The organism is Pseudomonas sp. NPDC087342 (assembly GCF_044744265.1).
GTDB classification, from domain to species: Bacteria; Pseudomonadota; Gammaproteobacteria; order Pseudomonadales; family Pseudomonadaceae; genus Aquipseudomonas; species Aquipseudomonas nunensis.
This window is the reverse complement of the sequence record NZ_JBIUXZ010000011.1, coordinates 1-20478: the sequence shown is the minus strand read 5'-3', so window position 1 is coordinate 20478 and position 20478 is coordinate 1. Positions and strand designations below refer to the sequence as shown.

Here is a 20478-nt window from a genome sequence, read left to right as displayed (position 1 = left end):
CAGTTTCTTGAACATGGGAAAGGGACCCTAGGCAACGCGTGGGTAAAAAAAGTGCGGCAAACTCTAACAACGACAGGGATTTTGGGCAAGGCGCCAATATGTTAAATTGGCCGCTTTTCTGTGCACCAACCCCCACAATCGCGGCCTTATGACCGTAGAAATGCGGTAGTGTTCCGACAATCTAACACACGGACGCCGTCCGTTCTGTTTTCCACTGGAGAATCGCAATGGCGCTTGAACGCTCCGACGTGGAAAAAATCGCTCATCTGGCCTGCCTTGGCCTGAATGATGCCGATCTTCCACACATCACTTCGGCCCTGAACAGCATTCTCGGGCTGGTCGACGAAATGCAGGCAGTCAATACCGATGGTATCGAGCCGCTGGCCCACCCACTGGAAGCCAGCCAGCGCCTGCGCGCAGACGTCGTGACCGAGACCAATCATCGCGAGGCCTATCAGTCCATCGCACCAGCGGTCGAAAACGGCCTGTACCTGGTTCCGAAAGTCATCGACTAAAGGGAAAGAGCCTGCAATGCATCAAATGACTCTGGCCGAGATCGCCCGCGGACTCGCCGATAAAAAGTTTTCTTCCGAAGAGCTGACCAAAGTCCTGCTGGCGCGCATCGCGCAGCTCGATCCACAGCTCAACAGTTTCATCAGCCTCACCGAAGACCTGGCGCTCCAGCAGGCGAAAGCCGCTGACGCACGCCGGGCCAATGGTGAGAGCGGCGCCCTGCTCGGCGCGCCGATCGCCCATAAAGACCTGTTCTGCACCCAGGGCATCCGTACCAGCTGCGGCTCGAAGATGCTCGACAACTTTAAAGCACCGTACGACGCCACCGTGGTTGCCAAACTGGCCGCCGCCGGTGCCGTGACCCTTGGCAAGACCAACATGGACGAATTCGCCATGGGGTCGGCCAACGAGTCGAGCTACTACGGCGCGGTGAAAAACCCGTGGAACCTGGAACACGTGCCGGGCGGTTCGTCCGGTGGTTCGGCAGCCGCCGTTGCCGCTCGTCTACTGCCAGCCGCGACCGCCACCGACACCGGCGGCTCGATCCGCCAACCGGCTGCGTTCACCAACCTTACCGGCCTGAAACCGACGTACGGTCGTGTTTCACGCTGGGGCATGATTGCCTACGCGTCCAGTCTCGACCAGGGCGGCCCATTGGCGCGCACCGCCGAAGACTGCGCGATCCTGCTGCAAGGCATGGCCGGTTTCGATGCGAATGACTCCACCAGCATCGACGAACCGGTGCCGGATTACAGCGCCAGCCTGAATAGCTCGCTGCAAGGCCTGCGCATCGGCGTGCCGAAGGAATACTTCAGCGCCGGTCTCGACCCGCGCATCGCCGAGCTGATCCACAACAGCATCAAGGAGCTGGAAAAGCTCGGCGCCGTGATCAAGGAAATCAGCCTGCCGAACATGCAGCACGCGATCCCTGCGTACTACGTGATCGCCCCGGCCGAAGCTTCTTCCAACCTGTCGCGTTTCGACGGTGTGCGTTTCGGCCATCGCTGCGAAGACCCGAAGAGCCTGGAAGACCTGTACAAGCGTTCCCGTGGCGAAGGTTTCGGCGCGGAAGTACAGCGCCGGATCATGGTCGGTGCCTACGCGCTGTCCGCCGGTTACTACGACGCCTACTACCTGAAGGCGCAGAAAATCCGTCGCCTGGTGAAGAACGATTTCATGGCCGCTTTCAATGAGGTCGACATCATCCTCGGCCCAACCACGCCGAACCCGGCCTGGAAGCTTGGCGCCAAGAACAGCGACCCGGTCGCTGCCTATCTGGAAGACGTCTACACCATCACCGCCAACCTCGCCGGTCTGCCGGGCTTGTCCATGCCAGCCGGTTTTGTCGATGGTCTGCCGGTCGGCGTGCAATTGCTCGCCCCGTATTTCCAGGAAGGCCGTTTGCTCAACGTTGCGCACCAGTATCAGTTGAACACTGACTGGCACACCCGCACCCCAACCGGCTTCTGAGGAGAAACACATGCAATGGGAAGTCGTGATCGGGCTGGAGATTCATACCCAGCTCACCACCCGGTCGAAAATCTTTTCCGGTAGTTCCACCACGTTCGGTTCCGAGCCGAACACCCAGGCTAGCCTGGTAGACTTGGGCATGCCCGGCGTACTGCCGGTGTTGAACCAGGAAGCGGTGCGCATGGCGGTGATGTTCGGCCTGGCCATCGATGCCGAGATCGGCCAGCACAACGTGTTCGCCCGCAAAAACTATTTCTACCCGGACCTGCCGAAGGGTTACCAGATCAGCCAGATGGAATTGCCGATCGTCGGCAAGGGCCACCTGGACATCGCCATGGAAGACGGCACGATCAAACGTGTCGGCGTAACCCGTGCGCACCTGGAAGAAGACGCCGGTAAAAGCCTGCACGAAGAGTTCAACGGCGCCACCGGCATCGACCTGAACCGTGCCGGCACGCCGCTGCTGGAAATCGTTTCCGAGCCGGACATGCGCAGCGCCAAGGAAGCCGTGGCCTACGTCAAGACGGTCCACGCGCTGGTGCGTTACCTGGGCATCTGTGACGGCAACATGGCCGAGGGTTCGCTGCGTTGCGACTGCAACGTGTCGATCCGTCCGAAAGGCCAGGTTGAATTCGGCACTCGCTGCGAGATCAAGAACGTCAACTCGTTCCGCTTCATCGAGAAGGCGATCAACAGTGAAGTGCGTCGCCAGATCGAGCTGATCGAAGACGGCGGCAAAGTGATCCAGCAGACGCGTCTGTACGATCCGAACAAGGACGAAACCCGTCCGATGCGTAGCAAAGAGGAAGCCAACGACTACCGTTACTTCCCGGATCCGGACCTGTTGCCAGTGGTCATCGAGAACTCGTTCCTCGACGACGTGCGCGCCACCCTGCCGGAATTGCCACCGCAGAAACGCGAGCGCTTCCAGGCGCAGTTCGGTCTGTCGGTGTATGACGCGAGCGTCCTGGCCACCAGCCGCGAGCAAGCCGATTACTTCGAGAAAGTTGCAAGCATTGGCGGCGACGCCAAACTGGCGGCCAACTGGGTCATGGTTGAACTGGGCAGCCTGTTGAACAAACAGGGCCTGGACATCGACCAGTCGCCGGTTTCCGCCGAGCAACTGGGCGGCATGCTGCTGCGCATCACCGACAACACCATCTCCGGCAAAATCGCCAAGGTTGTGTTCGAAGCGATGGCCAACGGCGAAGGCAACGGCGAAGGCAACGCGGACGAGATCATCGAAAAACGTGGCCTGAAGCAAGTGACCGACAGCGGCGCGATCTCTGCGGTGCTCGACGAGATGCTCGCGGCCAACGCCGAACAGGTTGAACAATACCGCGCGGCAGACGAAGCCAAACGCGGCAAGATGTTCGGCTTCTTCGTCGGCCAGGCCATGAAAGCCTCCAAAGGCAAGGCCAACCCGCAACAGGTCAACGAACTGCTGAAAAGCAAGCTCGAAGGCTGATGGACATGGAGCCAGATTTAATGCCTGGCTCTAACCCCCTGTGGGAGCGGGCTTGCTGTGGCGAGGGGGCTTGCCCCCGTTGGACTGCGGAGCAGTCCCAAGACGTCTGTTTTGGGGGCCGCTTCGCGACCCAACGGGGGCAAGCCCCCTCGCCACACAGGCTCGCTCCCACATTTGTTTGTGGAAATCCTTTATGAAGCGTCTACTCGGCGCCTGCGCCCTGCTCTCCCTGTTGGCCGGTTGCGCCAGCAACGACATCATCGATCCACACGGTTACGACAAGACCGGCACAGCGTCCTATTACGGCGCCAAACACCAAGGCAAACGCACCGCCAGTGGCGAGCGTTTCGACAAGAATTCCCTGACCGCCGCCCACCGCCAGTTACCGTTCGGTACGCGGGTGAAGGTCACCAATCTGAATAACGACAAATCCTGCGTGGTGCGGATCAACGACCGTGGGCCGCATACCCGTGGGCGCCTGATCGACGTGTCCCATGCCGCTGCAGTACGGCTCGGCATGATCGGCAGCGGCACCGCCAAGGTTCGCGTGCAGGCCCTCGATGACTGATCCCCGCCACCACGGAGCGCGACCATTTACGGCCTAGAAGACATCCCCCTGCTGAGCATGATCGAACTGCTCAGCGGCCTGTTTCTGCTGATCGCCGGCGCCGAGCTGATGGTGCGCGCCGCCGTGCGCCTGGCCGCGCGCCTGCATGTACGGCCACTGATCATCGGCCTGACCATCGTCGCCCTCGGCAGCAGCGCGCCGCAAATGGCCGTCAGCCTGCAAGCGATGCTCGCGCAAAACGCTGACATCGCCGTCGGCAGCGTGATCGGCAGCAGCATCTTCAACATCCTCGTCACCCTCGGCCTGTCGGCGCTGATCATTCCGTTGCGCGTGTCGCGACAACTGGTGCGTCTGGACATCCCGCTGATGATCGGCGCCAGCCTGCTGGTCTGCGTATTGGCCTGGAACGAAGAACTGACCCGCACCGACGGCGTGATCCTGTTAGGCGCGCTGGTGTTGTATTTGGGTTTGCTGCTGCGCCAGTCGCGGCACTCGGCCCGGCCGCCATCGAGCGATGAATCAAAGGCACAGGCGCCGTGGATCAGCAGTCTGCTGATGATCGTCGCCGGGCTGGCGATGCTGGTGTATGCCGGGCATTTGTTGCTGGGGGCCGCGGTATCGGTCGCCACCGACCTGGGGCTGTCGGAGCGGATCATCGGCCTGACCATCGTCGCCATCAGCACGTCTCTGCCGGAACTGGCCACCTCGTTGATCGCCGCCTTGCGCGGTCAGCGCGAGATCGCCGTGGGCAACGTGATCGGCAGCAATCTGTTCAACCTGTTGGGCGTGCTCGGCTTTACCGCACTGGTGGCGCCGTCGCCGCTGTCGGTGTCGCCCAACGCTCTGGCTTTCGACTTGCCGGTGATGCTCGGCGTCGCCGTGCTGTGCCTGCCGGTGTTCTATTCCGGTTATCGGGTGACCCGCGCCGAAGGCCTGCTGTTTCTCGGTTTGTACCTGGCGTATGGGTTGCACGTGGTGTCGTTCACCACCGGCATGCCGCTGGCCGGCAAGCTTGAACACTTGATGCTGATTTTCGTCCTGCCGGCGCTGGTGGCGTTCTTGCTGTTTACGTCGCTGCGCGCCTGGCGTCGCCAACACCACAAGAGGGATGTGCCATGACCGAAAACAAAAAGCCCGGGGTTGAAGTCCGCCGCCAAGTGATGGGCGATGCCTTCGTCGACCGCGCACTGGGCAATGCCACCGAGTTCAGTCAGCCGCTACAGGATTTCGTCAACGAACACGCCTGGGGCAGCGTCTGGAATCGCGAAGGCCTGCCGCTGAAAACCCGCAGCCTGATCACCCTCGCCGCGCTGACCGCGTTGAAGTGCCCGCAAGAGTTGAAAGGTCATGTGCGCGGTGCGCTGAACAACGGTTGCACCGTGGACGAGATTCGCGAGGCGTTGCTGCATTGCGCGGTGTATGCCGGTGTGCCGGCGGCGATTGATGCGTTTCGCGCGGCGCAGGAAGTGATCGATAGTTACCAGAAGCCGGAGTAAGCGGGTCCATCGCCTTCGCGGGCAAGCCTCGCTCCTACAGGGGATCACCGAACCTGTAGGAGCGAGGCTTGCCCGCGAAGAGGCCCTCAAAACCACCGCAAATCCTGAAGCTAAATCCACCCACCCCACTGCAACACAAAGATCCCGATATTGGTGGTGATCGCCGCCATCAATGTGGTGATCACAATAATCGCCGCCGCCAGTTCATGGTTGCCGTTAGCCTGGCGCGCCATGACAAAACTCGCCGCCGCCGTCGGGCTGCCGAAGTACAGAAATAGAATCCCCAACTCCGCCCCGCGAAAGCCCCACAACCACGCGCCGACGGTCGCGAACACCGGCAGGCCGATCATCTTCACCAGGCTGGAACTCAGCGCCATGCTGCCGCTCTTGCGCAACGCCGCGAGCGACAAAGTGCCGCCGATGCAGATCAGCGCCAATGGCAGCGTGGTTTGCGCAAGGTACTGGCCGGACGTTTCCAGCCACCCCGGCAAACCGATTTTGAAATAGGCAAACGGCGCCGCCGCAAACACGCTGATGATCAGCGGGTTGCTGAACACGCTTTTGCAGATGCTCCACGGATCGGACTTGATCACCGGGCTGTATACCGCCAGCACGATGGTCGAGAGGGTGTTGTAGAACAGGATCACCAGCGCCGCGAGAATCGCCCCGAGGGAAATCCCGTAGTCGCCGTACATGCTCGCCGCCAGCGCGAGGCCGATCACACCGTTGTTGCCGCGAAACGCGCCCTGGGTGTAGATGCCACGATCTTCGCGCGGACACTTCCAGATCGCCCAGCCCCAGGCGCCGGCAAAGCTCACCAGCGTGGCCAACGAGAAATAGATCAGCAGCGCCGGTTGCAACGCGGCGTGCAGGTCGGCATGCAAGATGCCCAGAAACAGCAACGCCGGCATGGTGACGTTAAACACCAGGGCCGACGCTGTGTGGATGAAGTTGTCGTTGATCCAGTCGATGCGCTTGAGCAGCACACCCAGAAACAGCATGGCAAACACCGGCGCGGTGATGTTCAGGGTTTCGAGGAAGATAGCCAGCATGCCGGGGAGAACCTTGGGTGGGTGTCGTTAGTGGGCTAATGATAAGCCACCGAGGACTTCGGCGTCTGGTCGGCCGCCTTCGCGGGCAAGCCTCGCTCCTACAGATTTGTGCCGTTCACGTCGTTGGGTACGACGCAGACCTGTAGGAGCGAGGCTTGCCCGCGAAGAACGATAACGCGGTCTTACGTGATCGGCGCCGGGTTAAACAACGTGATGTCGTTATGCAATTTGTGCTGCTCGGCCCACGTTTGTTTCTTGCCGCTGGCCACGTCCAGGTAGTAGTGAAACAACTCCCAGCCCAGGTCCTCAATCGAAGCCCGGCCAGTCGCTATCCGCCCGGCATCGATGTCGATCAGGTCCGGCCAGCGTTGCGCCAGTTCGGTTCGGGTCGAAACCTTCACCACCGGCGCCATCGCCAGACCATACGGCGTACCGCGCCCGGTGGTGAACACGTGCAGGTTCATACCCGCCGCCAGTTGCAACGTCCCGCAGACAAAATCACTGGCCGGGGTCGCACAGAAGATCAGGCCTTTGCGCTTGAAGCGCTCGCCCGGGCCGAGCACGCCATTGATCGCGCTGCTGCCGGATTTGACGATCGAGCCCAGGGACTTCTCGACAATGTTCGACAACCCGCCCTTCTTGTTCCCCGGCGTAGTGTTGGCGCTGCGGTCCGCTTCGCCCTTGGCCAGGTAACGGTCGTACCAGTCCATTTCCCGCACCAGTTCCTCGGCGACTTCCTTGGTTTCAGCACGGGACGTCAGCAAGTAAATCGCATCGCGCACTTCAGTGACTTCGGAAAACATCACCGTCGCACCGGCCCGCAGCAACAGGTCCGAGGCATAACCCAACGCCGGGTTGGCGGTGATGCCGGAAAACGCATCGCTGCCGCCGCACTGCATACCGAGGATCAGCTCGGACGCCGGCACGGTTTCCCGGCGACGTTGATCGAGCTTCTTCAGACGGATTTCGGCCAGCGCCATGATCTGTTCGATCATCTCGGTAAAACCGTGACTCGAATCCTGCAAGCGATACAGCCACGGCTCGCTCAGATCCACCGAGCTGTCGTTGTCGTGCATCACCTGCCCGGCCTGCAACTTCTCGCAACCGAGGCTGATCACCAAGGCCTCGCCGCCCAGGTTCGGGTTGCGCGCCAGGTTGCGCACGGTGCGGATCGGGATGTAGGCGTCGGTGGCGGTAATCGCCACGCCACAACCGTAACTGTGGGTCAGCGCCACCACATCATCGACGTTCGGATACAGCGGCAGCAACTCGTCCTTGATGCGCTTGACCGCATGATCGAGCACGCCGGTGACGCACTGCACGGTCGTGGTAATCCCCAGGATGTTGCGCGTGCCGACGGTGCCGTCGGCGTTGCGATAACCCTCGAAGGTGAAGCCTTCCAGCGGTGCCTGGCTCGCCGGCACATCGGTGGACAGCGGCAGGCTGTCCAGCGGTGGCGCGGTAGGCATGCGCAGTTGATCTTCCTTGACCCAACTGCCGCGCGGAATCGGCTGCAAGGCGTAGCCGATGGTCTGGCCGTAACGAATCACCTGACCGCCCTCGGGAATATCCTCGAGGGTGACCTTATGGCTCTGCGGCACAAAATCCACCGTCACCAGGCCATCGGGAAATTCGGTGCCGGCCGGCACGCCCTGATCGTTGACCACGATCACCACATTGTCCCGCTCGTGCAGGCGGATGTAGCGCGGCGAGTCGGAATGTTCAATCAACTGCATGACGCCGCTCCTCAGGAATGCGCTTGAGACAATTTGTTGGTCACTTCAGGACCATTGACGGGTGGCTCTTTCAACACCACGCGTTTGATCGGGCCAACGATCACCAGGTAGCTGAACACTGCGACCAGTGCGTTGCAACCGACAAACACCAGCGCCCATTTGAACGAACCGGTAGAGCTGATGATGTAGCCGATCACGATCGGGGTGGTGATCGAAGCGATGTTGCCGAACATGTTGAACAGGCCGCCACTCAAACCGGCAATCTGTTTAGGCGAGGTGTCGGAAACGACCGCCCAGCCCAGTGCACCAACGCCTTTACCGAAGAATGCCAGGGCCATGAAGCCGACGACCATCCATTCGATGTCCACGTAGTTGCACGCGACGATGCTGCTGGAAACCAGCAACCCGGCAATGATCGGCGCCTTGCGGGCGAAGGTCAGGGAATGGCCCTTGCGCAGCAGGTAATCGGAAATCACTCCGCCGAGCACACCACCGATAAAGCCGCAAATCGCCGGCAACGAGGCAATGAAACCGGCCTTGAGAATGGTCATGCCGCGTTCTTGCACCAGGTACACCGGGAACCAGGTCAGGAAGAAGTAGGTAATGCCGTTGATGCAGTACTGGCCCAGGTACACGCCGAGCATCATGCGGTTGGTCAGCAACTGGCGGATGTAGTCCCACTTCGGACCGTCGACCTTTTTGCCTTTGCCTTTGTCCTGGTCCATATCGACCATGCCGCCGTTATCAGCGATGTGCTTGAACTCGGCTTCGTTGATCATCGGGTGCTGGCGCGGGCTGTGGATAACTTTCAGCCAGATCAGCGAGAACACGATGCCGATGACCCCCATCACGATGAACACGTGCTGCCAGCCGAAGCTGTAGACGATCCAGCCCATCAGCGGTGCGAACAACACGGTGGCAAAGTATTGCGCCGAGTTGAAAATCGCCGAGGCGGTGCCGCGTTCAGCGGTCGGGAACCAGGCTGCCACGATACGTGCGTTGCCGGGGAAGGATGGCGCTTCGGCCAGGCCCACCAGGAAGCGCAGCATGAACAGCGCAACGATGGCCGTGGACATGCCGAACTCACCGACATAACCCTGGAGGACGGTAAACAGCGACCAGGTGAAGATGCTCAGTGCGTAGACTTTTTTCGAGCCAAAACGGTCGAGGAGCCAGCCACCGGGAATTTGCCCGGCCACGTAGGCCCAACCGAATGCAGAGAAGATGTAGCCAAGGGTGACCGCGTCGATGCCGAGGTCTTTTTGCAGGCTGGAGCCCGCGATGGCGATAGTGGCCCGGTCGGCGTAGTTGATCGTGGTCACCAGGAAAAGCATGAGCAAAATCAAATAGCGGACGTGGGTCGGCTTGGTCGCTTGCATGTAGATGTACTCCCACTGATTATTTTTATGCGCGGGTGGAACTGTTTATCCCTGTAGCAGCTGTCGAGTGAAACGAGGCTGCGATCTTTGCTTTTCAGGATCAAAAGATCGCAGCCTCGTTTCACTCGACAGCTGCTACAGGGGTTGCGGTATCGATGCCGATACCGCGATGTTTCCTGTCAGGAGCCGATGTAGCTGGTTTTCACGACCGTGTAGAACTCTTGCGCGTAGCGACCTTGCTCGCGGGAACCATAGGATGAGCCTTTACGCCCACCGAAAGGAACGTGGTAATCCACGCCAGCGGTCGGCAGGTTGACCATCACCATCCCGGCCTGGGAGTGGCGTTTGAAGTGGTTGGCGTACTTCAGCGAGGTGGTGGCGATGCCCGCCGACAGACCGAATTCGGTGTCGTTGGCCATGGCCAGTGCCGCTTCGTAATCCGCCACGCGAACCACGTTGGCCACCGGGCCGAAGATTTCTTCACGGCTGATGCGCATCGCGGCTTCGCTGTCGGCAAACAGTGTTGGCGCGAGGTAGTAGCCTTCGGTGTCGCAAGTCACCAAGCCACCGCCGCTGACCAGACGTGCACCTTCGGACTGGCCGATGTCGATGTACTTCAGGTCCTGTTCCAGCTGAGCTTGCGAGACGACCGGACCAATGTCGGTGCCGGTTTTCAGCGCGTGGCCGACCTTGATCGACTTCATGCGCTCGGCCACGGCCTCGACGAATTTATCGTGGATACCGGCGGTGACGATGAAGCGGCTCGACGCGGTGCAACGCTGACCCGTGGAGTAGAACGCGCTCTGTACCGACAGCTCCACCGCTTGTTTCAGGTCGGCGTCGTCGAGAATGATCTGCGGGTTCTTGCCGCCCATTTCCAGCTGGACTTTGGCTTGGCGCGACACGCAGCTAACGGCGATCTGACGACCCACGCCCACCGAACCGGTGAAGCTGATGCCGTCGACTTTCGGGCTCTGCACCAGCGCATCGCCAACCACACGACCGCTGCCCATCACCAGGTTGAACACGCCGGCCGGGAATCCTGCGCGGGAGATGATTTCGGCCAGCGCCCAAGCGCAACCCGGCACCAGGTCGGCAGGTTTCAATACTACGCAGTTGCCGTAGGCCAGGGCCGGGGCGATTTTCCATGCCGGGATCGCAATCGGGAAGTTCCACGGGGTGATCAAGCCAATCACGCCCAGTGCTTCGCGAGTGACTTCGACGTTGACGCCCGGACGTACCGACGGCAGGTAGTCGCCGGACAGACGCAGGGTTTCACCGGCGAAGAACTTGAAGATGTTGCCAGCGCGGGTCACTTCGCCGATGGCTTCAGGCAGGGTCTTGCCCTCTTCCCGGGCCAGCAAAGTGCCGAGCTCTTCGCGACGGGCGAGGATTTCGCTGCCGACTTTATCCAGCGAATCGTGGCGAGCTTGAATGCCCGACGTCGACCAGGCCGGGAACGCGGCGCGGGCGGCGTCGATGGCGGCGTGGACTTGGGCCAGATCAGCCTTGGCGTATTCACCGATGGTATCGGTCAGTTCGGACGGGTTGATGTTGGCGCAGTATTCGCTGCCTGCAACCCACTCACCGTTGATGTAGTTATCAAAACGCTTTGCATCTGCCACAGAATTTCTCCTACGCAAAAGGCCGCTGATCACTCAGCGGCCTTGTTTAATCGGTTGTGTTACTGAGCACCTTGCTTGTCGATCAGTGCGGCGAGCATTTCGTACTCTGCGCCGGTCAGATCGGTCAGCGGTGCACGCACAGGACCTGCGTCGTAGCCGGCAATTTTTGCCCCGGCCTTGACGATGCTCACCGCGTAACCGGCTTTGCGGTTACGGATGTCCAGGTACGGCAGGAAGAAGTCGTCGATGATCTTGCCAACGGTGGCGTGATCTTCGCGGGCAATGGCGTGGTAGAAATCCATCGCGGTTTTCGGGATGAAGTTGAACACCGCCGAGGAGTAAACCGGCACGCCCAGCGCCTTATAAGCAGCGGCGTAGACTTCAGCGGTCGGCAAACCGCCGAGGTAGCTGAAGCGATCGCCGAGGCGGCGACGGATCGACACCATCAACTCGATGTCGCCCAGGCCATCCTTGTAACCGATCAGGTTGGGGCAGCGCTCGGCCAGGCGTTCCAGCAATGGTGCGGTCAGGCGGCACACGTTGCGGTTATAGACCACCACGCCGATTTTTACCGATTTGCACACGGCTTCAACGTGGGCGGCAACGCCGTCCTGGCTGGCTTCGGTCAGGTAGTGCGGCAGCAGCAACAGGCCTTTGGCGCCCAGGCGCTCGGCTTCTTGAGCGTATTCGATGGCTTGACGGGTCGAACCGCCAACACCGGCCAGGATCGGCACGCTGGTTTCGCAGGTGTCGACCGCAGTCTTGATGATTTCAGAATATTCGCTGGCCGCCAGAGAGAAGAACTCACCGGTGCCGCCTGCGGCGAACAGTGCCGTGGCGCCGTATGGGGCCAGCCATTCGAGACGTTTGATATAGCCAGCGCGATGGAAATCGCCCTGAGCATTGAAGTCGGTGACCGGGAAAGACAGCAGACCGGAAGAGAGGATGGACTTCAGTTCTTGTGGATTCATTATTCGAACACCCTGGGTTGCGACGTTTGTGTGTGAGAAAACAGTTCAGCCTTGGCCGAAGTTGTAAGTCATCGTACAACTTAAAATACAACCGTCAACTGCATTTCATCGTCGACAGCAAAATTTGAGTCAGAACAGGTGATTTCTTGACGTAGGAAGATTCTCGACTAGGCTCGTTTTTACTGTATATACATACAGCACATTAAGAACCTACCTACGACATATCAAGGAGCTAGAAATGTCAGGTCTACACACTCAAACCCAGGAAAAACCGAAACCGGTGATTGCCCGTTTCGATGATCTTTTTTCAGAATCCGGAATCGCCATTGCCGGGGACAACGATCATCTGGTGCTGCACATTGCCGAGCATCACAGTCATCAACCTACCCCACTTCCCGGTAAAGCCCCGAAAGGCAAACCGGTGCTGAAGTTCGAGGGCGGCGAACACACCGCTATTGGCGACCAAACCTTGCTGCGCTTCGTCGAAAACGCCGCGCCGATCCTCGCCCACGATGTGCAACTGCATCTGCCCAATGGGCTCGCGCCAACTTACGGCCAGGTACTGGCGTTGGGCGGTGATTTCTATGGCATTCCCGATCGGCCAGTAAGCGATGGCGCCACACCCGCAGATCGCCTGAATCGTTTTATTGCGGCTTTCGACACGCTGGCAGTGTTGTCCGCATCAAAGGTCGAGGCAGTGAAAATCCTCGCGGTGATGCAAAAAGAGATCGACGCCGTTAAACAGGCGATCAAGGACGGTAAACAACCCCACGAAGCCTATGACACCCTCGGTGATACGTTGTCGGAAGAGTGGAACAAGATCACCGGCGGCGGCAGTTTCGTCTCGGCGCTGTTCCCGTTGGGGCGTTATCTGAAACTGGCGGCGAACAACGCCGACCACTTTGGCGAATGGGCGCAACAGGCTTACATCGCCGGTCACATCGCGGCGCTGCAACATGCAGCGGCGGCCCACGCCAGTCGTGACGAAAAACAGTTGGAAGTCGCCTATGCGATGAATGCGTTTGCCGATCACTTCCTCACCGACCTGTTCTCCGCCGGCCACCTGCGAGTGCCGCGCAAAGCCTTGGCAGCGGCGGTAACGCCGAGTGATCTCGGTTCGCTGATCACCCGCTTCATGCACGACGAAGACAGCAAGTTCGGCCTCAATGTGCGCAACGGCAACGGCGAGCAATGGCGTGCCTATGGGGACAAGCGCTACTTCGACGCCATCGACAGCGCCAATCGCTTGCACGTCAACGCAGCGGTTCAGTTGTCGGCGGATGAAGTGTTCGCGGCTTATCTCAGCGGAACAGTGCCGGTACCCAGCAGCTTTGCGGCACTGAAACAGTTGCCCGACCTGCAAGCGGTGCTGAACCTGGCGAGCAATTTCTCGCCATTGTTCCGCATCGAGGGCAGCAAGGTGCTGCGGCGCAAGGATGTGAATAACTTGAATGACACCGCCACCGTAGATGACTGGTGGGGCTGGAGCACTTATTTGCTGCTCAAGGACTACCACCCGACTGGCAATGTGGCCTGATAAGGAGATCTGAAAATGACGATTAAATTGAAACTGGAATTGGCTTCGGGGCAATCACTGAAGGGTGCACCGTTGGAGTTGTTGTCCAAGGGTGTGCCGATTGCGCGAGGGGTTGTGGATGCTCAGGGGTTGGTGGCTTTTGAGGCCAAGAATGATGCGACTGAGTTGGCGGTGCGGGTTGATCGGTCGATTTTGAAGACCATCTAGAAAAGATGCGGCGAGGCTACTGCCCTCTTCGCGAGCAGGCTCGCTCCCACACTGGATGTGTGTCGATCACACAATCAATGTGGGAGCGAGCCTGCTCGCGAAGGGGTCTTGTCAGTCGACGAAAATCTCAGCCGCGCTGCGCCTCAGCCTCTTCATGCGCATGGCGCAGCCGCTCGCGACTATTCGTCAAATGCAACCGCATCGCCGCTCGCGCCGCATCGGAATCCTGCCGCGCGATCGCGTCGTAGATTTCTTCGTGTTCACGGCTCAGGCGATTCATGTAGTGCTGCTGGTCGTCATGGGCCAGGCGCGCGGAGTTGAGGCGTGTGCGCGGGATAATGCTCGTGCCCAGGTGGGTCATGATGTCGGTGAAGTAGCGGTTGCCGGTGGCCAGGGCGATTTGCAGGTGGAACTGGAAGTCCGAGGCCACGGCATCGCTGGCGTGGGACGCACTTTCGTTGAGGGCGTCCAGTGCCGCACGCATCAGGCCCAGTTGCTCGGCGCTGCGGCGCTGGGCGGCGAGGCCGGCGGATTCCACTTCCAGGCTGATGCGCAATTCGAGAATCGCCAGCACATCACGCAGGGTGACGACGGTCGCCGGGTCGATACGGAAACCGCTCGGGCTCGGCGTGTCGAGCACGAAGGTGCCGATGCCATGGCGAGTTTCAACTTGCCCGGCAGCCTGCAAACGGGAAATCGCTTCGCGCACCACCGTACGGCTGACGCCATGGGCGTCCATGATCGCCGACTCGGTGGGCAACTTGTCGCCACGCTTGAGCTGACCGTCGCGGATCTGCTCGGACAGCACCGTCACCAGTTCCTGAGCGAGACTGCGGCGCTTGCGAGGGAGGCGAGGTGCGTCGATCGGGTTTTCCATGGTGAACGTCTGTCTCGAAAAATTCGGCTGAAAGCGCATCATAGCGCAAGCGGGTTGTACGATCACCACCGCCCCCTGTAGGAGCGAGGCTTGCCCGCGAAGAACGATGACAGGGTCTCAATTGGGAACCGTGTGATGGCCTTCGCGGGCAAGCCTCGCTCCTACAGAGTTTTTGGTGTTCAGGCGGTCACGGCTTGATCCACCAGATGCCCATTGTCGATACGGATATGTCGTGGGTGGAAACGCTTCAGGCTGCTGCGATGCCCGACGCTGACAATGCTCAGCCCCGGCAATTCATCGATCAACGCCTGATACAGCGACGCTTCATCCTCTTCATCCATCGCCGACGTGGCTTCGTCCATGTATAGCCATTGCGGCGCATACAGCAGCGCGCGGGCAAAGGCCAAGCGTTGCTGTTCACCCGGCGACAACATGCGCTGCCAGTGGTTGGCTTCATCCAGACGCGCCACCAGATGCGGCAAGCGGCAGGTTTCCAGCACTTCCACGTAACGCTCAGGCGGATAGGTGTCGCCGGGCTGTGGATAACTTAGCGCTTCGCGCAAGGTACCAATCGGCAGATACGGCTTCTGCGGCAGGAACAGGTAACGCGCCGCAGGCAGTCGAATGTTGCCGTGGCCCGCTGGCCACAAATGCCCCATCGCCCGCAGCAACGTCGATTTACCGCTGCCCGAACGACCGCTGAGCATGACGCGATCCCCCTCTTCCACGGTCATGTCGGCGTTAGTCAGCAAGTGACGACCGTCGGCAAGGTCCAGGCCGAGGTTGTGGATTTTCAACGCCGAACCCTGGTTCTGCACGTCGATGGCTGGCGCACGCTCTTCGTTATCGCGCATGGCCTGATGGAAACTCAGCAGACGATCACAGGTGGCACGCCACGCTGCGAGGTTCTGGTAGGCACTGATAAACCAGCTGAAACTTTCCTGCACGTTGCCGAACGCTGAACTGATTTGCATCAGTTCGCCGAGTTCGATCTTGCCCGCGAAATAGCGGGGTGCGGCGACCATGAACGGAAAGATGATGGCGGCCTGGCTGTAACCGGCAGTAAAGAAAGTCAGGCGTTTGGACACCTTCATGATGTCCCAGAAATTGTGCCAGACCAGGCCGAAGCGGCTGCTCAAGCGCCGATTTTCATTCGGCTCGCCGTTGTACAAGGCGATACTTTCAGCATTTTCGCGAACCCGGACCATGGAGAAACGTAGGTCGGCTTCGAAGCGTTGTTGTTGGTTGTTGAGGCCGATCAAACGACGACCGATCAAATGGGTCAGCCAGCTACCAATCACTGCGTAGACCAGCACGCACCAGAACATATAGCCGGGAATGGTGAAACCGAGCACTTCAATACTGCCCGACACGCCCCACAGAATGATCGAGAACGACACCAGGCTGACAATGTTGCGCAGTAAACCGATGCCCAGTTCGAGCGTATTGGAGGTGAAGTTGTTGAGGTCTTCGGAAATCCGCTGGTCCGGGTTATCGGTGTAACCGCCCTGCTCCAGCTGGTAGTAATTCTTATTGCCGAGCCAGCGGGCGAAGTGCTTTTCGGTGAGCCAGGCCCGCCAGCGGATGGTCAGCATCTGCGTCAGGTAGAGCCGGTATACCGCGCCGACAATTGCCACCGCCGCGATCCCGCAGAAATACAGAATCAGCTTCCAGAAGGCCGCTTCATCTTTCTTTTGCAGGGCGTTGTAAAAATCCTTGTACCAGGTGTTGAACCACACCGAGATCCCCACGCTGAGCAACGACAATGCAATCACCGCGATCAACAGCGTCCAGGCCTTGACCTTCTCTTCGCTGGACCAATACGGCGTGATCATCGCCCAGACTTTGCGGAAAAACTGCCCGCGCACCGCATCATTGACCGCGGAATATTCAGCGTTCTGATTCATGGATAAGGCTCGATAGAGAAAAGAACACACACGAACCGATCATAGATGATCGGTTCGGTTCCCCGCGAGGAGCGGCATGCATTCATTCAGCGCAGGTTCAGCGACGAACGGGACGCTTCTGCAGTTTGCGCTGCAGCGTACGGCGGTGCATGCCCAGGGCGCGGGCCGTGGCGGAGATGTTGCCTTCGTGCTCGGTCAACACCCGCTGGATGTGCTCCCACTGCAGGCGGTCCACCGACATCGGATTTTCCGGCACCAGGGTGTCGAGGTCGGCGTGCTCGGACAGCAGCGCCGCCAGCACGTCATCGGCATCGGCCGGCTTGCATAGATAGTTGCAGGCGCCGCGCTTGATCGCCTCGACGGCGGTGGCGATGCTCGAATAACCGGTGAGGATTACCACGCGCATTTCCGGATCGAGTTCGAGCAACTTGGGCAGCAGCACCAGGCCCGAATCGCCGTCCATTTTCAGGTCGAGCGCGGCGTAGTCCGGCAGGTCGGCCTGGGCGATGGTCAGGCCTTCTTCGGCGGAACCGGCGGTGCTGACGCGAAAACCCCGGCGGGCCATGGCACGGGCCATCACGCGGGTGAAAGTGGCGTCGTCATCGACCAGCAACAAATGCGGCAGTTCTTCGCCTTCTACTTGGATCTCGTCACTCATGTTCGTCTCCTCGGGCGACACGGGGCAGGCGCAGCTCGGTGAGCGTGCCGCCTTCCTCATGACTGTAGAGTTTCACTGAGCCGCCGGCGCGTGTCACGCTGGCCTTGCTCAAAAACAGGCCCAGGCCGAAACCTTTGCCCTTGGTGGTAAAAAACGGTTTGCCGATCTGCTCGGCGATGGCCAGCGGCACACCGGCGCCGTGGTCGCGAATGCTGATGGTCAGATCTTCGGCATTCCAGTCCAGGGTCACTTGCAACCCTTCGGGACAGGCGTCAGCGGCGTTGTTGAGCAAATTCAGCAATGCCTGGGTCAGGTCTGGCGGTGGCGCCATGCGCGGGACCGTGCCCTGGCCGAGGCGCTGGAAGCGGTAACTGGCCTCCGGGCGCATCAGGTGCCAGCGGTTCAGGGCTTCGTCGAGCCAGTCGGTGACGTCCTGCATCTCCACCGCCAAGCGGCGATTGGCCTCGGCGGCGCGCACCAGTTGTTGCAGGGTTTCTTTGCAGAGTTTGACCTGATCCTGCAGCACCTTCAGATCGTCCTGCAACATCGGGTCTGGATGATCCTGCTGCATCTCTTTGAGCAACACGCTCATGGTCGCCAGTGGCGTACCCAACTCGTGGGCGGCGCCGGCGGCTTGCGTCGCAACGGCCAACAACTGCTGATCGCGCAGGCCTTCTTCACGGCGGATCGCGCGCAACTCTTCCTGACGGCGCAACTCTTCGGCCATGCGTGCGGCGAAGAAGGTGATGACGGCGGCGGCCAGGGCAAAACTCAGCCACATGCCGTAGACCTGCAGGTTTTCCCGAGCGATCGGGAAGGTTTGCAGCGGATAGAAGCGCGCCAGCAGCAAGGTGTACATGGCCAGGGCGATGCCGGACAGGATCAGCGAAAAGCGCCAAGGCAAGGTCACGGCAGCGATGGTCAGCGGCACCAGGTAATAAGAGACGAACGGGTTGGTCGAACCGCCGGAGAAATACAGCAAGGCACTGTGGATAAACAGGTCACAGGCCAGTTGCACGGCGTATTCGAGCTCGGTGACCGGCCACGAGGTGCGCAGGCGAATGGCCGTGAAGGCGCACAGCAGCATCGAACAGCCGAGGGTCATCGCCAGTTGAAACCAGGGCAATGGCAGCAAATCGAACCAGTAGGCCAGGCCCACGGAACCGGCCTGGGCGGCCAGCACTAAAGTGCGGATGAACGTCAGCCGCCAGAGGTTCTGGCGAGTCGCGGAAGTGATTTGAACGGCGGCGAGCATGAGCTCTCCTGATGAGCGCTCCAGGCGGATCGCACGGAGTATAACCAAGCACGGGGGCTGACAGGCAAAAGTGCGGCAAACGGCCACATGGCGGGGAGGGTTGTGGCGTCTATCAGGACGCCTTCGCGGGCAAGCCTCGCTCCTACAGGATCGTGGTGGGCAACTATTTTGTGAACGACACGGCCCCGTAGGAGCGAGGCTTGCCCGCGAATGACGGCGAAGCAGCCCCTGCTGTTTATCTGTATAGAAGTTGTAACTGTGCGAACCGGATCATAAAAGCTAGAGTCTGATGGTTTCACGCAGGCTCGGACCTTTAACCCCTGCGCCCCTTCAAGGAGCTTTCCATGCACACACTTCGCCGCAGCGCCGCCCTCCTCGCCCTTAGCGTTGGCACCATCGCCAGCCTCCCGGCCCTGGCCGCCGACGAACTTCACTACAACCAGATTGCCCTGCGCGCCGAAGTCAGTCAGGAAGTGGCCCGCGACCTGATGATCGTGACCCTCTATACCGAAGAACAAAACACCGACCCGGCCAAACTCGCCGCCGACGTCAGCACCACCATGAACAAGGCCTTGGCCCAAGCCAAGCAAGTCAAAGACATCACCCTGCGCCAGGGCAGCCGCAACAGCTACCCGATCTACGACACCAAGGGCCAGAAAATCACCGGCTGGCGTGAACGCGCCGAACTGCGCCTGGAAAGCTCCGACTTCGCCGCCCTGTCGAAACTGACCGGCGACCTGCTCACCGACCTGAAAATGGGCGGCATGGACTTCGCCATCGCCACCCCAACCCGCAAAGCCAGCGAAGACGCACTGCTCAAAGACGCCGTCACAGCCTTCAAGGCCCGCGCGCAACTGGCTACCGACGCGCTGGGTGGCAAAGGCTACAAAATCGTCAACCTGAACCTGAACAGCAACGGCTACCCGCAACCCTACATGCGCGCGCCAATGATGATGAAAGCCGCGGGCATGGACTCGGCACCGGTCACACCAGAAGTTGAGGCCGGCACCAGCCAGGTCAGCATGACAGCGGATGGATCGATTGAAGTGTTGATGACACCTTGAATCGATAAACCCGAACATAAGAACGGCGATCACAGAAGTGATCGCCGTTTTTTATTGCCCATAGTTTCTGTGGTGAATGAACTGCAGCTTTCGCGAGCAGGCTCGCTCCCACAGTTGGATCGAGGGCAGTCGGGAGAGATTGGTTGGCTGACAGGCCGCCTTCGCAGGCAAGCCTCGCTCCTACAAGTTGATCGAGGGCAGTCGGGAGGGATTGGTTGGCTGGTAGGGTGCCTTCGCGGGCAAGCCTCGCTCCTACAAGTTGATCGAGGGCAGTCGGGAGGGATTGGTCGTCTGTCAGGACGCCTTCGCGGGCAAGCCTTGCTCCTACAGTTTTGACCGAGTACAGCCGGGAGAAACGGGGCGGCTGTCAGGCCGCCTTCGCAGGCAAGCCAGCTCCCACAGTTTTGATCGAGGGCAGTAGGGAGAAATGGGTCGTCTGTCAGGACGCCTTCGCGGGCAAGCCTCGCTCCTACAGAAGCAAAAAAACAGCCCAGCGCACACCGCCCCGCTCCTAACCACTCAAGGCCGAGCGTTAGCTCGCCTGTAGCTCTTGATCTTGCTCTACCCGCCCCTTTCGGGAGGCTGAGTGGAGGTGTTCATCTGGGGGGTGGGCGCGTAGCGCCGTGCGGCGAAGCCGCACACATCGAGAGGAGGTCGAAGCGAAGCCGACCGTAGGCGATGCCCCCAGATGAATA

At 60.2% G+C, this 20478-nt stretch carries 18 protein-coding genes; 9 read left to right on the top strand and 9 right to left on the bottom strand.

Translation table 11 applies throughout. From position 1 onward, the window contains the following. The first annotated feature begins 227 nt into the window (after positions 1-227). The 6 genes from gatC to ACIOYV_RS20710 all read left to right on the top strand — a co-directional run bounded on the left by gatC (position 228) and on the right by ACIOYV_RS20710 (position 5515). On the top strand, positions 228-515 hold the full coding sequence (gatC, locus tag ACIOYV_RS20735) for an Asp-tRNA(Asn)/Glu-tRNA(Gln) amidotransferase subunit GatC (RefSeq protein ID WP_007901429.1): 288 nt from the start codon (positions 228-230) through the stop codon (positions 513-515). A 16-nt stretch (positions 516-531) separates the two neighbouring features. Further along, the gene (gene gatA, locus ACIOYV_RS20730) at positions 532-1983 is read left to right on the top strand and encodes an Asp-tRNA(Asn)/Glu-tRNA(Gln) amidotransferase subunit GatA (RefSeq protein WP_401326585.1); all 1452 of its coding nucleotides are present in this window, start codon (positions 532-534) and stop codon (positions 1981-1983) included. Between the two features lie 10 nt (positions 1984-1993). After that, positions 1994-3451, top strand: coding sequence for an Asp-tRNA(Asn)/Glu-tRNA(Gln) amidotransferase subunit GatB (gatB, locus tag ACIOYV_RS20725; protein WP_401326582.1), 1458 nt, complete (start codon positions 1994-1996; stop codon positions 3449-3451). 193 nt (positions 3452-3644) lie between these two features. Next, the gene (locus tag ACIOYV_RS20720; protein WP_163908404.1) at positions 3645-4019 is read left to right on the top strand and encodes a septal ring lytic transglycosylase RlpA family protein; all 375 of its coding nucleotides are present in this window, start codon (positions 3645-3647) and stop codon (positions 4017-4019) included. A 57-nt stretch (positions 4020-4076) separates the two neighbouring features. Then, on the top strand, positions 4077-5138 hold the full coding sequence (locus tag ACIOYV_RS20715; RefSeq protein ID WP_054616140.1) for a calcium/sodium antiporter: 1062 nt from the start codon (positions 4077-4079) through the stop codon (positions 5136-5138). Then, the gene (locus ACIOYV_RS20710) at positions 5135-5515 is read left to right on the top strand and encodes a carboxymuconolactone decarboxylase family protein (RefSeq protein WP_401326578.1); all 381 of its coding nucleotides are present in this window, start codon (positions 5135-5137) and stop codon (positions 5513-5515) included. The genes ACIOYV_RS20715 and ACIOYV_RS20710 overlap by 4 nt, the downstream gene beginning before the upstream one ends. 110 nt (positions 5516-5625) lie before the next feature. Here the strand turns inward: ACIOYV_RS20710 and ACIOYV_RS20705 are convergent, their stop codons facing one another. From ACIOYV_RS20705 to kdgD, 5 genes are all read right to left on the bottom strand, one after another. Then, positions 5626-6567 carry an AEC family transporter gene (locus ACIOYV_RS20705; RefSeq protein ID WP_163908400.1) on the bottom strand — a complete coding sequence of 314 codons (942 nt, stop codon included), beginning with the start codon at positions 6565-6567 and terminating at the stop codon, positions 5626-5628. Positions 6568-6749: 182 nt separating this feature from the next. Beyond that, positions 6750-8303 (bottom strand): galactarate dehydratase, encoded by a 1554-nt coding sequence (garD, locus tag ACIOYV_RS20700; RefSeq protein WP_401326575.1) that lies wholly within the window; start codon positions 8301-8303, stop codon positions 6750-6752. An 11-nt stretch (positions 8304-8314) separates the two neighbouring features. Continuing rightward, positions 8315-9682, bottom strand: a complete 1368-nt coding sequence (locus ACIOYV_RS20695; RefSeq protein WP_401326572.1) for an MFS transporter — start codon at positions 9680-9682, stop codon at positions 8315-8317. Positions 9683-9861: 179 nt separating this feature from the next. Continuing rightward, positions 9862-11307: an aldehyde dehydrogenase family protein gene (locus ACIOYV_RS20690; RefSeq protein WP_401326569.1), complete on the bottom strand. Its 1446-nt coding sequence runs from the start codon at positions 11305-11307 to the stop codon at positions 9862-9864. Positions 11308-11366: 59 nt separating this feature from the next. After that, positions 11367-12278 (bottom strand): 5-dehydro-4-deoxyglucarate dehydratase, encoded by a 912-nt coding sequence (gene kdgD, locus ACIOYV_RS20685; protein ID WP_054049959.1) that lies wholly within the window; start codon positions 12276-12278, stop codon positions 11367-11369. Between the two features lie 238 nt (positions 12279-12516). Here kdgD and ACIOYV_RS20680 point away from each other — a divergent pair, with 238 nt between their 5' ends. Both ACIOYV_RS20680 and ACIOYV_RS20675 read left to right on the top strand, forming a co-directional pair. After that, positions 12517-13815 (top strand): phospholipase, encoded by a 1299-nt coding sequence (locus ACIOYV_RS20680; protein WP_401326567.1) that lies wholly within the window; start codon positions 12517-12519, stop codon positions 13813-13815. Positions 13816-13830: 15 nt separating this feature from the next. Further along, positions 13831-14022 (top strand): hypothetical protein, encoded by a 192-nt coding sequence (locus ACIOYV_RS20675; protein ID WP_401326564.1) that lies wholly within the window; start codon positions 13831-13833, stop codon positions 14020-14022. Positions 14023-14149: 127 nt separating this feature from the next. Here ACIOYV_RS20675 and ACIOYV_RS20670 read toward each other — a convergent pair whose 3' ends face one another. The 4 genes from ACIOYV_RS20670 to ACIOYV_RS20655 form a co-directional block, all read right to left on the bottom strand. Continuing rightward, positions 14150-14899 (bottom strand): FadR/GntR family transcriptional regulator, encoded by a 750-nt coding sequence (locus tag ACIOYV_RS20670; RefSeq protein ID WP_054616145.1) that lies wholly within the window; start codon positions 14897-14899, stop codon positions 14150-14152. Positions 14900-15078: 179 nt separating this feature from the next. Further along, positions 15079-16806, bottom strand: coding sequence for an ABC transporter ATP-binding protein/permease (locus ACIOYV_RS20665; RefSeq protein WP_265043174.1), 1728 nt, complete (start codon positions 16804-16806; stop codon positions 15079-15081). 97 nt (positions 16807-16903) lie between these two features. After that, complete coding sequence (locus tag ACIOYV_RS20660; RefSeq protein WP_007942792.1) at positions 16904-17464, bottom strand: response regulator transcription factor; 561 nt, start codon at positions 17462-17464, stop codon at positions 16904-16906. Beyond that, on the bottom strand, positions 17457-18719 hold the full coding sequence (locus ACIOYV_RS20655) for an ATP-binding protein (protein ID WP_054049967.1): 1263 nt from the start codon (positions 18717-18719) through the stop codon (positions 17457-17459). The genes ACIOYV_RS20660 and ACIOYV_RS20655 overlap by 8 nt, the downstream gene beginning before the upstream one ends. 344 nt (positions 18720-19063) lie before the next feature. Between ACIOYV_RS20655 and ACIOYV_RS20650 the strand changes: the two genes are divergently transcribed. Continuing rightward, the gene (locus tag ACIOYV_RS20650) at positions 19064-19783 is read left to right on the top strand and encodes an SIMPL domain-containing protein (RefSeq protein WP_401326559.1); all 720 of its coding nucleotides are present in this window, start codon (positions 19064-19066) and stop codon (positions 19781-19783) included. Positions 19784-20478 lie beyond the last annotated feature (695 nt).